The following is a 14331-nucleotide window of genomic DNA, read 5'->3' as shown; positions in this document are numbered from 1 at the left end:
AAAAAAGAATGAATAAATTCAAATTTAACCAAGTGCTAAAATTTTTATATAATATCATTCAAATTTGTCTTTACATCAATAGTCTCAATAATCTTACTTTGATGAACTATAATGGCACTAAGTTTATTCCCAACACATGCGCCGGTATCTATATAAACTGCATTCGAATCCTCGATGAGAGTTATACTTTGCTGTTTGGTATGCCCCACGACTTGTAATTTACCCAAATTAAGAAGTTGATCGCGTGTCCACAAAATGCCTCTATCTGTTCTTAAATCATTATGAACAAGATGATCTAAAAGTTCAAGATTTAGTTGATAATCATTGGGTAAAAAGTTAGCATATTCCGATGAGATTCCCGCATGAGATATAAAACAATCCATAGTATCATAATAAAGAGGAGCTGTTCTAATTATTTCAATGTGTCTAAACATTTCTTTTTCGCGGTTTTCGTATGATTCTAATGTTGTTTCGTTGCCATTAAAAAACCATGAACGCGCGAATACACTTTGAGGTTCTTTAAAAAAATGATAAAACATATAATCATGATTACCGGGAGTAAAGATTATTCTATTCTCTATAATAAATTCTAAAGTTTCATAGCTGTGGTTTCCCCTGTCAACCATATCTCCCACTGTATAGATTTCAATATTGGGATAGCTTTTACGGATTTTTTCATATAATTCTGCTAATGTATAATAACAACCATGTATGTCGCCAATAACCGCAACCATAAATCCTCATTAAATGTGATAATTTGATTTTGCGAATTCAAAAAGTTGATCTCGAAATTCTGGGTGCGCAATTTCAATTAAGGCGCGAGCCCTTTCTTTTATTGTTTTACCAAAAAGATGTGCAATTCCATACTCAGTTACAACATAATGTACATCACCTCGTGAAGTTACAACTCCAGCCCCCGGTTTTAAAGTCGAAACGATTCTCGAATACTTTAAATCTTTTGTGGCTGAAGGAAGCGCAATAATTGGTTTACCCCCATCGGAGTTAGCGGCACCGCGAACAAAATCTACTTGTCCACCAATCCCACTATAGAAACGGGTACCAATCGAATCGGAGCAAACCTGTCCGGTTAAATCAATCTCAATTGCGGAGTTAATAGCAATCATCTTTGTATTCTGAGCAATAACAAAGGGATTATTAACATATTCTTGAGGATGAAATTCAAAAATTGGATTGTTATCGATAAAATCAAACGCTTTCCTAGTTCCAAGTACAAATCCGGCTATTAATTTCCCTTGATGTAGTGTTTTTCTTTCTCCGTTAACTACACCTTCTTCAATAAGACTTATCAATCCATCAGAGAACATTTCTGTATGAATGCCCAAATCATTTTTATTGTGTAGATACTTTAATACCGCATCGGGGATTGCGCCAATTCCCATTTGAAGAGTTGAACCATCTTCAATCATTCCGGCAATATGATTTCCAATATTATCATATATACTCAACATTTCGGAAGTAGCATCGGGATCTACCTGGGGCAGTTCTTTAAGAGGTTCATCTACTTCAACTATATAATCAATTTTGTTGATATGAATAAAACTATTACCCAAACCTCGGGGCATTTGTTTATTAACTTGAGCAATAACACATTTCGATTTTTCGGCTGGAGTTTTAATATTACCCACATCTATTCCATAACTACAAAATCCATGTTCATCCGGGGGTGAAACATGAATGAGAGCAATGTCCGGAACAATTACACCTCGTTTAAATAGCATCGTAACTTCGGATAGAAATATTGGGATAAAATCGGCTCGCCCCTCATTTACCGCAAGTCTAGAATTTGTGCCAATAAAAAAAGCTTTGTGTCTAAAATGAGCTTCCATTCCTGGCTTGGTATAAGGAATATCTCCAACAACCAAAATATGGTATATCTCCACATCAAATAATTCATCTTTCCTTTGCACCATCGCATTAATTAATTTCAAAGGTGCAGCACATCCTGGCTGAACAATTATTTTATCTTTCGACTTAATAATTTTTACAGCATCCTCTGCAGATACCAATCTTGAATTATATCTTTTGAGCCAGGGGGCGTTGCTAGGTTTAGTTATTTTTATTTCTTCAATTGTCATTTCAGATTCTCTTAATTTTTAGAAAAAAGGTGAAGTCTTCTGTACTCAAGATTAAATGCATCCGCTATATGTTCATTTGTACAAAATCCATTATGAGTACACACACCCTTTGCTAATCCGGTATCTCCCAAAAGTGCGTTTACTAAACCATTATCGGCAATTGCCTGAATATATTCAATTGTAGAATTTGTTAGCCCATAAGTTGCTGTTCTTGATACTAGTGCTGTCATATTTGGAACGCAATAGTGAATTACATCGTAAAGATTAAATACTGGATCAGAAATAGTTGTGGGTCGGCTGGTCTCAATACAACCTCCTTGATCAATAGAGACATCAATTATGACCGATCCTTTTTTCATGGATTTTACCATTTCCTCACTAACAATACTGGGAGTTTTTTCTGCTTTAATTTGGACTGCACCAATCAATAAATCGGCAAATTTAACACCACGAGCTATAGTGTATTCATTAGCGGCAACTGTAGTAATATTTTTTGAAATTTCAGATTGAATTCTTCTCAACCTTCTTAAATCTTTATCTAACACAATTATATGGGCTCCCCTATTGTGAGCGGCGCGTGCGGCATTAAATCCAACAACACCGGCACCAATTATAACTACTGCAGCTGGTGCTACACCTGCAATTCCACCCATTAATATTCCACGACTTTTAGGGAAATCACTTCCCAAATATCTTTCTCCAATCTGAACGGCTAGCTGTCCAGCAATTTCGCTCATCGAATGAAGAACCGGCAATTGTTCATCTTTTTCAATTAACTCGAATGCGATACCTGTAATTCTTTTTTTAATCAATTTATCGATCACATTTTTTTTACTGACGGCAAGATGAAGGAACGAAAAAATCGTCTGTTCATCCTGAAGAAAATCAACTTCTTCCTCGGTAATAGTATCTATTTTTGTGATTAGTTCTGAGCGCTGAAAAACTTCTTCAGCAGAATAAACTATATTTGCGCCCACTCTACGGTAATCTTCATCGGGGAAGTGGCTGTCTAATCCGGCATTCGATTCAATAAAAACAGTATGCCCGGCCTGAACTAAAGTATGAACACCAGCCGGAGCCAGGGCAACCCTTTTCTCTTCGCGGTGTTTTTCTCTTGGTATTCCAATTCTCATATTATTCTAATGTTTTTGTGAAAAAATAGTAATAATAACAGCACATTCAAACTGGTAAAGCCCAAATTATCCAAAAATAATTCTAACGATAAATAGTGCGGCTAATATTCCAGCTATATCGGCTAGTACTCCTGCTGCGACCGCATGTCTTGTTTTTTTGATATTTACCGCTCCGAAATAAAGTGCCAATACATAAAATGTTGTTTCGGTACTTCCCATAATTGTTGAAGTTAAAAGTCCAATAAATGAATCGGGGCCATAGGCATTTAGTGTTTCCGACATTATACCAAGTGCGCCGCTCCCAGAGAGTGGTCTCATTAAAGCCATAGGCAATGCTTCGGCGGGAAATCCAATCAATCCGGTTATGGGAGAAAGCGCCCAAATTAGATAATCCATTGCTCCGCCGGTTCTAAATATTCCAATTGCCACAAGCATTGCAACTAAGAATGGAATAATTCTAATTGCTATGTTGAAACCTTCTTTAGCACCATCCACAAATGTTTCATAAATCTTTACTTTTTTAACTGCGCCATAAATAACAAATGATAAAATTATTACTGGTATTGCCGCCGATGAAAACACTTGAATTACGGAACGAATCACTTCAACATTAATTACGGTAAATAATTTAAGTGTAATTGCCGCTATAATAACACTCATAAACACTAATATTGCCAGGATGAATTTTGTATTGCTTTTCATCCAGTGCAAAAAATTGAAATTATTTATTGAAAATTTTTCCAAAATTTTTGCCGCTGTTATTCCGGTAATTGTTGCGCATAGCGCTCCAAAAAATGAGGTACCAATAATTATTGCCGGATCACTACTCCCCGAGGCGGCTCTAATAGCAATTGCTGTTGCAGGAATTAATGTTAATCCCGCAGTATTGATTATTAAGAAAGTACACATTGCATTGGTTGCAGTTCCTTTGTTTTCATTTAGAGAATCTAACTCCTCCATCGCTTTTAATCCGAAAGGGGTCGCGGCGTTGCCAAGTCCCAGCATATTCGCAGAGATATTCATAATTATTGAACCGACTGCGGGATGATCCTGCGGTACATCGGGGAATAAAAACTTTGTTACCGGTTTAATTGATTTGGCAATTTTTGAAATCAAACCAGCACTCTCTCCTATCTTCATGATACCCAACCATAAAGCCATAATACCGATTAGTCCGAGTGCAATATTTACTGCAGTTGATGCGTAATCAATTGCGGCGTTTGTAACCTCTTTCATTTTAATAAAAGATATTTTTTCAAGCACTAATACAGCTTTATAAGAATTTGAATCAATCTTACTGATAATTTTTAAAGTGCCGGAGAGGTCCTCCTCTTTCCCATTTGCGCGTGCCATATCTTTCCAGGTGGCTGGAAATTTATTTGTACTTGATACAAAAAAGGAATACTCTTTTGAAGCTGACTTTTGAGAAATCTTCGCTTTGAAGTTAAAATCCTCAATTGCTTTTACAGAATAAAAATTATTGAATTCAATGCCATCAACATAAACATCAGCTTCTTCATTATGTTCAAAATATTCCACTGTAACTGGAAACTCTTTCCCATTTTTATATTTGTCGTTAATACTATCTTTTAAATCAAGAGTTACCGCCGCGGAGATGCCCAAAAATATTAAAGCTAACCAAATATAATTTAACATAAGTGTGCTCAATTTTTTATGGTGTAAATCTAAACTAAAATAGAGAGAGCGGAAAGCAAATTTCTTTTCTTTATTTTTCAATTGAAGAATTATTGGAGTTTGTATGAAAGTAGGATTATTTCAATACTCCCCAATATGGGAGGCACCCGAAAAAAATATAGAATTAATTGAAAAGTTAATTACTAAAAACACCTCTCAGTTTGACCTGATTATCTTTCCCGAATTAACCCTAACCGGCTTTACTATGAATTCCCAAAAGTTTGCAGAAGATTTAGCCGGAATTTCACACACTTATTTTATGAAATTGGCCTCAAAGCTCAAAACAAATATTTTTGCCGGGTTAATTGAATACGACGATAATAAAATTTTTAATTCGTTAGTTCATTTCGATGAATTTGGATTAGTACACGCTAGGTACAGAAAAGTGCACCCATTTAGTATGGCCAATGAAACCAGATTCTATAATGCCGGTAATGAATTAGTGATTACCGAGATTAACAAAACTAAAATTGGTTTAAGTGTTTGCTATGATCTGAGATTTCCGGAATTGTACCGTTTATATGCTAAAGAAAAAGTTGATTTAATGATTAACATAGCTAACTGGCCCATTCCAAGAATTGAGCATTGGAAATCATTACTAAAAGCCAGAGCAATAGAAAATCAATTTTATATGATAGGAGTTAACAGAACGGGAGATGACCCAAAATATAATTATTGCGGGGCGAGCGCAGTTTTTGATCCAATGGGTACTCCAGCTTTTATTGCTGACGAAAATGTAAACATTTTTGAAGTCGATCTAAATTTGGAAGAAGTTTTGAAAGTCCGCAATGATCTACCGTTTTTAAATGATATGAAATTAATTTAATTGTGATAAATTTTTGTTAGTGATCAAGCGTATTCCATTTCTATGGCTTATATAAAACCATATCCATTCGGCTAAGACTTTATATCTATTGCGAAAGCCGATAAGATAGAGGATATGAATAAATACCCAAGCTAGCCAGGCTAAAAATCCCGAAATCTTAATTTTTCCTAACTGCATGACTGCACGCGCTCTACCAATAGTAGCCATGCTGCCTTTATCAAAATATTTAAATGCTTTTCTTTTTTCGACTGGAATTTCCCTACTTATTAATTTAGCAACATAATTTCCTTGCTGAATTGCAACGGGGCAGACACCGGGTAATGGTTTTTGATTTTCATCAAGCACTAACGCAGCATCTCCAATTACAAATACATCCGAATTATTTGGAATTGATAAATCATCTTGAACTATTACTCTTCCCGCGTTATCAGTTTTTGCATCGAGAGTTTTAATTACACTAGGGATTTCATTACCAGCCGCCCAAATAATATTTTCTGTTTCGATGAACTGATCATCTATAATAACCCCTCTACTGTTAATTTCATTCACTTTACGGTTGGTTAAAACAGTTACTCCCATTTCTTCAAGAGCTTTTTTTGCATTTTGACTAAGTGTGGGATCATAAGCTGATAAAATATAATTACCGGCTTCTACAAGAATAATTTTAGTTTTTGAAGGATCAATATTCCTAAAATCCTTTAACATAGTTTTTTTGGCAATTTCGGCAAGCGCGCCGGCAATCTCTACTCCGGTAGGGCCTCCCCCCACAATTACGAATGTTGTATATTTTTCAATAACTGAAGGTGATGTTGCTCGTTCTGCTTTTTCAAAAGAAATTAAAACTCGTTCCCTAATTGAAAGCGCATCCGATATAGTTTTTAATCCCGGGGCATAGTTTTCCCACTCAATTTTTCCGAAATATGAATGTTGAGATCCAATTGATACTACTAAATAGTCGAACTCAATTTCACTTTCACCCATGTGGACTTTTTTCAAATTTACATCTATCCGGGTTACTTCCCCCATAACAACTTTTGTATATTTTTGATTTCTTAAAATCGATCGTAAGGGTGCGGCAATATCTGCGGGAGAAAGTGCGGCCGTAGCAACCTGGTACAACAGTGGTTGAAACAAGTGATGGTTGGTCTTATCAATAAGAATTACTTCATGGTCACTCTTGCCAAGTTTTTTTGCGGTAGTTAAACCGCCAAATCCACCACCAATTATTACTACTTTCTTTTTCATGTTACATTTTTTAATTAATAACATATATAAATATGTAAAAGTTTAATACAAACAACTGTTTTTTGTAATAGCATTGAGGGTTAAACGAAGAGAACGCCAAGTCCACAGAGTTATTTTATCTGCGTCCTGAGAAGAGTCCGCCCGATTTTGTTACTTTAATATCTTGAAGTTCAGGTGCTTTCATTCTAATTTCGAAACGGTAACCACGGTAGAAACCGGAAGGATTCCAGGTAAAATTCATTTCCCAACAATGAAGATCTCGGAAGATTGTGATTTGTGGTGCGGTCACTTCTTTGCGGTCGAAATCATATCCGGCACGAACCGTAAATTTCCAATTTTTTGTGAGAGAAAAACTTAAATCTGTACTAACATTAGAATATTTATTTACAACACTTGGATCGTACTTCGAGATATTGTAATTATAACTTAATGATAGATTCCAGGGGATGGAAAAGTCTGCCGATTTTTTTTCATCGTATATTGAATTAAAATTCTTTCTTTCAAAACTAATGACATCATTCGATTCATTTACTTTAGTTTCTTTTTCATTTTCAGATTTAAGTTTATCTCCGCTCAAAGTTGTTGAAATTGAAAAACCAAAATTTGTTAATCTAAAAAGTCCTCTTCCCTCAGAAACTAAATACCGGTTGAAGCGCTTCCCATTTTCAACATGGTAAAAAGTATATGATGATGAGCCGCTAAAATTTACCCAATCACCAATTTGAGTTCTGTAACTCAAACTTAAGTCGCTTAGTTTTACACTATCTTTAGCAAAATTATAAGAAGTGCTCAAACTAAAATTGAGCAAGCGAACCTTTGTTTGTTCTCTTGTAGTATCTCCTGCGGCTTTTGCCATTTTCATTTCAAAATCATTACCAACGGAGAGGCTGATATTCTGGCTTTCATAATCATTTACACCGCCAAAAATTTCACCGGAATATTTATCATAGCGTATCTCCTTCCATTCAGCATCCTTAAAAGTTTCATAATATCCCCAGACCTCGTCTGAGAAATTCGGATTATAATTATATGAGATGGATGGGATTAACGTATGTCTGAATGCTTCTACTCCAAATAAATTGGGCTGCATAACCCCGTACAATTTTGTGGAAGCAGAAATGCTCAAATCAAATGTACGCACAAAATTTAATTCATTAATTGTTTTTGCAACTGTTGAATCGTACGAGGTTATTTGACCGGTTTCTCTATTTACTTTAGTAAAAGTCTGATTTTCCAGTTTAGTTCTTTTGTTATACCATTTTTCATTATAATTTATAGATGGAGAGACACTGAAATATCCAACTTTTGGAGAAGCGCTCACAGAAAGATTGTGTTGAAACCCGCCTCTAATTTTTAATTGTCCCTTCTCCTTATTTCTCTGGTTCGTGAACTGTCCATTATATGAATAATTAATATATTCGTACCATTTTTGATCGCTCAACGACTCAACATCATCTCTTTTGAATGGATAAGTGATTGATTTTGAAAAGCTGATATTTGGGAGCGATTCATAAATATCTCCAGTTTGCAATTTTTGAGTGCGGCTATAATTTAAAGAAAGACTTGTACCAGACTGTTCCCAATATTTACTATAAGATGCATTCGAAATAATGTCTTGAGATAATAGGTCATTAAAATTTATGCTGTTATTTGAATAAAAGTTTGATGAAACAAATTGAAGATTAGCATCAAGCCGCGAGCTTGGGTCTATTTGCTGATTATGATACCAGGAAACATTCCAATCAGTCTGTTCCCTTCTTTCAGTATCGTTCGGTTCGCCAATCAATATTTTTGAATAACCTGCATTTAATTGTCCTGAAAAACTATATCTTTTCGCATAGCGAACCCTATTACGCGCACCCCACCCACCTTTTGTATAATAATCTCCTGTGAGTGCTAGATCAAAATAATCGCTAAGTGCAAAAAAGTATCCAAAGTTTGTGAAATACTGTCCCCGCAGAGCCGATTGACCGTAACCGGGGATTATTATGCCTGAGCGTCTTCCGGTTTCATTTGGGAATACAGCGAATGGAAGTGGGATTGGGACGGGAACTCCTCCGATATGCATAAAAATCCATCGCGCAATAATTTTATCCTTTTGAATGATTTTCATTTTATCTGCTGAAAAGTAGGTATGTGGAGTATCATTCTCGCAAGTGGTAAAAATTCCATCATCAATAAAGAATGTATTTTTATCTACTTTTTTTACTTTTGCGCCTTCGTAGCGTTGCTCATCTTTTTTGTTTTTTGCAAGCGATATAAAGCCACGCTGATTCTTAAAATTATAAAGTATCCTTGATCCTTCATAATTATCATTTCCTTCAACTAATAATGGTGTTTGCTCAACTCGTACAGAATCGGTACCCGGGTTTACTTCAAAACCAAGAGCCTCTAATTCATTTGTATTATAATCAACTACTATTTTTCCGCTTTTTAATTCTGTGGTTTTATACTTTAATTCCCCCTTCCCATGAACATACATCATTTTATTCTTAACATTGAAGATCAGAGAATCGGAAGCTGAAGCAAAAACTATTGCATCTATATCACTTTTTTTCGATTTAATAGTATCAGCAACTTGAATAGAATCACTTGAAATATTTTTCTCATTTTTGGAGAAAAGAGTATCACTCTGCTGAGCAGATAAAAATATTGGGAAAAGAAAAAACAGATAAAAATTTTTTTTCATATTTGAATTTGAACGCTAGCAGTATTGTCTAATTAAAAGTCTTATCAACTACAGTAATTTCTGAAGGATATCCAATATTACCAACCGGTGTTCCGAGAACAGGTTGTATTTTCAATTTTAGATTGGAAGTAGAACCATCTACTCCACCAACATTTAATAATAAATTAAATACATCTTCCAAACTTCTATCCTTTAAAGATTTCAGGATATCGAATTCAATCTTTATAGGAATTAACATCGATTCTCCTTTGCCCGGTACAAATATCGGTTCGCTGATATTTCCAGCCACTAACTGATTATCATTAACAAATAATTTCCAGGGTAACGAAGTTATGCTAATATCAGTTCTTGGTGAACCCGATGCGCCATCATTAGGATTTTTTGCTTCAATATTGAGAGTAAAAACCAAAGGCATACTCCCTTTTGCGACTGCACTTGTCAATTTTAACATTTCCAAGGCAGAAAAATCTTTTAAGGATTTTTTGTTTAAGGGATTAATTCCGCTAATCTGGTAATCTGAGGCAGAATGAATCTTGTACTTTAGTCTCGCAATATTTTCAAAAGTCTGTAATACTGAACACCCGGAAATAATGATCAGTATTGATATACTAAATAAAAAACTTCTTCGCATTTTCAATTGACTCCTGAATTTTTTTGATAATCATTTCCGCAACCTTTAACGCCTTCAGTCCATCGTGACCGCTTACAACTGGTACTTTATTTTCAAGGATTGCTTCAATAAATAATTCCAATTCAAATTTAAGCGCGTTTACTTCTTTATGTTCCGGCTGTTCATATATTACCGCTTTCTTTTTGTCCCCTACACCAATTTCTCCAAATGAAATAAATCCTCCATTAGCGGGAAGTTCAACCGGATCAACTAATCTAAAAACTTCTGAAGCACCGGAAGTAAAATCGAGCGAGATATAAGTATCACGCTGAAACATTCTCATCTTTCTCATTTTCTTTTGGGAAATTCGAGATGCCGTAACATTAGCTATAGCTCCATTTTCAAATTCAATTCTCGCGTTGGCAATATCAATTGTTTCAGAAACTACCGGCACCCCGCTAGCACTAACATTCTTTACTTCACTTTTAACAAGACTTAAAATTATATCAATATCATGAATCATTAAATCTAGCACGACTGCAACATCGGTTCCGCGTGGATTAAATTGTGCAAGTCTATCGGTTTGAATAAACATCGGATTGAGTTTATATTTTTCTAAAGAAATTAGTGCTGGATTAAACCTTTCGATGTGTCCAACTTGAAAAGTCAGTTTTTTTTCATCTGCAATTTTAACAAGTTCTTCCGCCTCCCATATTTGAGCTGTAATTGGTTTTTCTACAAATACATGTTTACCGGCCTCAAACGCTTTTTTCACTAAATCATAATGAGCGCTGGTGGTAGCCACAATATCTACCGCATCAACATTATTCAAAAGTTCTGGATAATCTTCAAAGTATTTCAATCCGAATTCCTCTGCGACATTTTTCGCTCTTTCTAAATCGACATCATAAATCCCAAACAATTCGCAATTTTCTACATCTTTAAAAAGTTTTGTGTGAATTTTTCCGAGGTGCCCGGTTCCAACAACCGCGGTTTTAATTTTTTTCATAATGCTCCACCAATAATTTTTGAGTATCCAATAATTTTATCGTAATTACCTTTGTCCTGCTCTTCGTAATAAAGAAAAATATGATATTCATTTACAGTTTCATAAAAATTACCCTCAAGGATATTCCAATCTATATTTTCTACCCGCCCATTTCTTAAATCTGCTGTTACATACTGATATTCGTAATAACCCCTTTTTAATTCAACCGATATATTGAGCAATCCATTATCATCAAACATTTCATACTCAGGAAGGACTTTCCAATTATTGAATGAGCCAACAAGAAATATAGGTTTCGTAATCTCCTCTGGAGGCCTCATTCTAAACTGAACTTCCAAATAATCTGCATTCTCATTTCTATGGTTCAAAAGAAAAGAACCTCCGTTGTAGTCTCTTCTTCTCTTAGAGAAAAAATCTGATGTTTCTATTTCACCAAATTTTGCATGAACGAGAGAACTATTATACACATTGTAATCGCGGGTATCTGTTGAACGATACTCATTCATTGGATAAATATTTCTTGCGAGAAAAGAAAAACGATTTGATGCGTTCCACTCAAAAAACTGGTCGGGTGTGTTAGCGAACTTTTCAATTATTATAGGATAATCCATTTTACGGTTTACAAATATTTCAACTCTTTTAAGATGAACATGAAAAAGTGAATCGGGCAAGATAAAGGAGGTTTGCAACGCCACAGTTCTATTCATTATGGATGATTCATCAAACCGGTTCTGAAGCGTTTCCCTAAACAGTTTTGTATTTATTCTTATTTCGGGATTAACAACGAAAAACTTTCCCTCAGCAAATATTTTTCTCCGGTCAAATTGATCGACAATAAAATACTTCCACTTCCCAGAGAATGGGAATGTTACGTTTTGATTTGGGAATGTTCCTTTGTAATGATATTGCGCGCCTCGAATATTTAGCGGTAGTCTTTCGAGATAAATATTGTTCTCTGTATTATAAATTGGATTTAGCAGAAAGACGTTATCGTAAGGCTGCCAATTAGAATCACAAAACCGGAAATGTATTGCAAGATTAGGGTATTGAACTGCTTGCATGTCGAAATCAATTGTTATTGAACTCTGATCCCCATCTTTTGAAATTATTGGGAATGATGTTTCATCCACCGACGAATAGCAACGAAGAGACTTAATAATGATTCCTTGAGCGACAATAATCCCGGATAGATTAACCAGCAGAAATATTAATACAAGTTTTAACATACTTCTGACTAAAAAATTTCAACGCATTTTATGGATTGGAAGTTAACAAATACTTTATAAGGTTTTTGCTCACGTACAGCTTCAATCAATAATCCCTCATCATAAGCGGCAACTAATTTGCCGGTTTTAAATACAATTTCATAAAACGTTGGTGAGTCATTTTCTCTAGCTCCATAAACAACTCCATAATTTTCATTCATCGTTATGTTGAGTGTCGATCCAACATAAGAATTCCAGTCCATTTTCATAATTACCTCTAAATTAATTTCTGATTCGCATTAACTGTTCAAAAAGTAGTTAAAATTGAAGTGAATTCCAATGTAGTAAAATGAGAAGGGTGTAATTTTTGCAGCTCAAATATGGGTTGGGAGGAAAAATGAGAGGTAATTCCATGTCTATTGACATTATCGAAAATAGACACAGAATTACCTAAAAATTCGTAAACTATTATTCTAAAGTTATATTTCCACCGGAAGTTTCAAGATTCACCGATTGACCGCCACCATTCAACTGTCCTCTGAACTCACTCCTCTTCTTAACATCCACTGAGGATGTTTTGATGTTAACATTAACTGATCCTCCTGATGTATCGAGATAGGCATTAGCGGCAAAATCGGATGGTACTTTAACTCTAATATCGCCCCCCGATGTTTCAGCTTTGATTCCTTTATTTTGTCCACTATAGGTAATATCAATATCTCCACCGGAAGTTTCTGCGAATATTTGTCCATCTTTTAATTTTATTAAAATATCACCACCTGAAGTTTCGGCACGCAAATTACCAGTGCTTTCAAATACTTCAATGTCTCCCCCCGAAGTTTCAAGAATGGTTGCTCCTGAATGGTTAGTGAGTCTAATATCGCCGCCGGAAGTTCCGCAATCAACTTTTCCGCTGGTATTTTCAAGAATAATATCTCCACCGGAAGTTTCTAATTTTTGAGATCCCGATATGTTGCTTAGCATAATATCTCCGCCGGATGTCTCCAATTTGGCATTAAATTTTTTCGGTACCATAATCTCAATTTTCAATCTTAAATTAGTAAACCAAGAAAAAAATGAATTCTTCTTTTTAGCGTAAACATGAACTTCGTCTCCACTCTGTTCAATTTTGAAACGCATTTTCTCTTCAGCTTTATCGTTTCCCGTAATTTTAATATAGGCTTCATCCTTATCCCATCCTTGAATATTGATATTAGCGGCACTTGCGTCAACAATTATTTTCGAATTAGATTTAACTGAAAAACTTTTTTCATGAAGTGTTCTAAGGTCATCTGCGAAAATTTTCGAGTTCAAAAACAGTATAACCGAAAATAATATCGTATTTTTAATCAGCGTTTTCATTGATCATTCTCCTATTAATTAAGTTTTCTGGCAGATTAGACTCTTTAGAACAAACTTTGGTTACAATAATTAGAAAAGAAATTTTAAATGATTACAAAAATTATAATAGTCTTCGGCGGTGCTGGTATTGGAGGAGTGTTGAGATACTGGTTCTCAGCGATAATTCAAAAACACTTTTCACCATATTTCCCATACGGGACTTTATTTGTAAATATTCTGGGAAGTTTTTTGCTCGGCTTTTTAATATTTGGACTCGATGAAAAGGAACTAGTCAGTCCGTCTCTTAAGTTATTTCTGGGGATTGGTATTTGTGGTGGATTTACCACATTCTCTACATTTTCTCTTGAAACTTTTTATCTATTGAGGAATGCGGAATTCTTTTTTGCCACGTTAAATATAATTTTAAGTGTCCTTGCATCTATTTTAGGTGTTTATTTAGCCTACTTAATTACGAGGTAAAG

At 35.0% G+C, this 14331-nt stretch carries 13 protein-coding genes; 2 read left to right on the top strand and 11 right to left on the bottom strand.

Annotation, left to right across the window (positions count from 1 at the left end; translation table 11 throughout):
• Positions 1-44 precede the first annotated feature (44 nt).
• The 4 genes from KF816_06985 to KF816_06970 all read right to left on the bottom strand — a co-directional run bounded on the left by KF816_06985 (position 45) and on the right by KF816_06970 (position 4885).
• Complete coding sequence (locus KF816_06985; protein ID MBX3007757.1) at positions 45-734, bottom strand: metallophosphoesterase; 690 nt, start codon at positions 732-734, stop codon at positions 45-47.
• Between the two features lie 9 nt (positions 735-743).
• A complete protein-coding gene (locus tag KF816_06980) occupies positions 744-2096 on the bottom strand; it encodes an acetyl-CoA hydrolase/transferase family protein (protein ID MBX3007756.1) in 1353 nt (450 codons plus the stop codon).
• Between the two features lie 11 nt (positions 2097-2107).
• Entirely contained in the window at positions 2108-3229 is a 1122-nt protein-coding gene (locus KF816_06975; protein MBX3007755.1) for an alanine dehydrogenase, read from the bottom strand.
• A gap of 66 nt (positions 3230-3295) precedes the next feature.
• Entirely contained in the window at positions 3296-4885 is a 1590-nt protein-coding gene (locus tag KF816_06970) for a spore maturation protein (protein MBX3007754.1), read from the bottom strand.
• A gap of 103 nt (positions 4886-4988) precedes the next feature.
• Here KF816_06970 and KF816_06965 point away from each other — a divergent pair, with 103 nt between their 5' ends.
• Positions 4989-5750 (top strand): hypothetical protein, encoded by a 762-nt coding sequence (locus KF816_06965; protein MBX3007753.1) that lies wholly within the window; start codon positions 4989-4991, stop codon positions 5748-5750.
• On the opposite strand, the gene KF816_06960 is transcribed toward KF816_06965, so the two are convergent.
• From KF816_06960 to KF816_06930, 7 genes are all read right to left on the bottom strand, one after another.
• Positions 5742-6995, bottom strand: a complete 1254-nt coding sequence (locus KF816_06960) for an NAD(P)/FAD-dependent oxidoreductase (protein ID MBX3007752.1) — start codon at positions 6993-6995, stop codon at positions 5742-5744. The two genes, KF816_06965 and KF816_06960, sit on opposite strands and share 9 nt — an antisense overlap.
• 115 nt (positions 6996-7110) lie before the next feature.
• Positions 7111-9684: an LPS-assembly protein LptD gene (locus KF816_06955; GenBank protein MBX3007751.1), complete on the bottom strand. Its 2574-nt coding sequence runs from the start codon at positions 9682-9684 to the stop codon at positions 7111-7113.
• Between the two features lie 28 nt (positions 9685-9712).
• Entirely contained in the window at positions 9713-10315 is a 603-nt protein-coding gene (locus tag KF816_06950; protein MBX3007750.1) for an LEA type 2 family protein, read from the bottom strand.
• Positions 10293-11303, bottom strand: coding sequence for a Gfo/Idh/MocA family oxidoreductase (locus tag KF816_06945; protein ID MBX3007749.1), 1011 nt, complete (start codon positions 11301-11303; stop codon positions 10293-10295). The genes KF816_06950 and KF816_06945 overlap by 23 nt, the downstream gene beginning before the upstream one ends.
• Positions 11300-12529 carry a DUF5103 domain-containing protein gene (locus KF816_06940; protein ID MBX3007748.1) on the bottom strand — a complete coding sequence of 410 codons (1230 nt, stop codon included), beginning with the start codon at positions 12527-12529 and terminating at the stop codon, positions 11300-11302. Before KF816_06940 ends, KF816_06945 begins: the two co-directional genes overlap by 4 nt.
• Before the next feature lie 8 nt (positions 12530-12537).
• Positions 12538-12777 (bottom strand): hypothetical protein, encoded by a 240-nt coding sequence (locus tag KF816_06935; protein MBX3007747.1) that lies wholly within the window; start codon positions 12775-12777, stop codon positions 12538-12540.
• Positions 12778-12976: 199 nt separating this feature from the next.
• The gene (locus KF816_06930) at positions 12977-13870 is read right to left on the bottom strand and encodes a DUF4097 family beta strand repeat protein (GenBank protein MBX3007746.1); all 894 of its coding nucleotides are present in this window, start codon (positions 13868-13870) and stop codon (positions 12977-12979) included.
• Between the two features lie 90 nt (positions 13871-13960).
• Here KF816_06930 and crcB point away from each other — a divergent pair, with 90 nt between their 5' ends.
• Positions 13961-14329 (top strand): fluoride efflux transporter CrcB, encoded by a 369-nt coding sequence (gene crcB, locus KF816_06925; GenBank protein MBX3007745.1) that lies wholly within the window; start codon positions 13961-13963, stop codon positions 14327-14329.
• Positions 14330-14331 lie beyond the last annotated feature (2 nt).

This window comes from Melioribacteraceae bacterium (genome assembly GCA_019638015.1).
Taxonomy (GTDB): Bacteria; Bacteroidota; Ignavibacteria; order Ignavibacteriales; family Melioribacteraceae; genus JAHBUP01.
The sequence above is the reverse complement of the archived record's forward strand: the minus strand, read 5'-3'. Positions and strand labels throughout refer to the sequence as shown.

What these genes read in the sequence shown, in the direction of transcription:
- KF816_06985 (MBX3007757.1), bottom strand. Translation starts at nt 734, where the DNA reads ATGGTTGCGGTTATTGGCGACATACATGGTTGTTATTATACATTAGCA.
- KF816_06980 (MBX3007756.1), bottom strand. Translation starts at nt 2,096, where the DNA reads ATGACAATTGAAGAAATAAAAATAACTAAACCTAGCAACGCCCCCTGG.
- KF816_06975 (MBX3007755.1), bottom strand. Translation starts at nt 3,229, where the DNA reads ATGAGAATTGGAATACCAAGAGAAAAACACCGCGAAGAGAAAAGGGTT.
- KF816_06970 (MBX3007754.1), bottom strand. Translation starts at nt 4,885, where the DNA reads ATGTTAAATTATATTTGGTTAGCTTTAATATTTTTGGGCATCTCCGCG.
- KF816_06965 (MBX3007753.1), top strand. Translation starts at nt 4,989, where the DNA reads ATGAAAGTAGGATTATTTCAATACTCCCCAATATGGGAGGCACCCGAA.
- KF816_06960 (MBX3007752.1), bottom strand. Translation starts at nt 6,995, where the DNA reads ATGAAAAAGAAAGTAGTAATAATTGGTGGTGGATTTGGCGGTTTAACT.
- KF816_06955 (MBX3007751.1), bottom strand. Translation starts at nt 9,684, where the DNA reads ATGAAAAAAAATTTTTATCTGTTTTTTCTTTTCCCAATATTTTTATCT.
- KF816_06950 (MBX3007750.1), bottom strand. Translation starts at nt 10,315, where the DNA reads ATGCGAAGAAGTTTTTTATTTAGTATATCAATACTGATCATTATTTCC.
- KF816_06945 (MBX3007749.1), bottom strand. Translation starts at nt 11,303, where the DNA reads ATGAAAAAAATTAAAACCGCGGTTGTTGGAACCGGGCACCTCGGAAAA.
- KF816_06940 (MBX3007748.1), bottom strand. Translation starts at nt 12,529, where the DNA reads ATGTTAAAACTTGTATTAATATTTCTGCTGGTTAATCTATCCGGGATT.
- KF816_06935 (MBX3007747.1), bottom strand. Translation starts at nt 12,777, where the DNA reads ATGAAAATGGACTGGAATTCTTATGTTGGATCGACACTCAACATAACG.
- KF816_06930 (MBX3007746.1), bottom strand. Translation starts at nt 13,870, where the DNA reads ATGAAAACGCTGATTAAAAATACGATATTATTTTCGGTTATACTGTTT.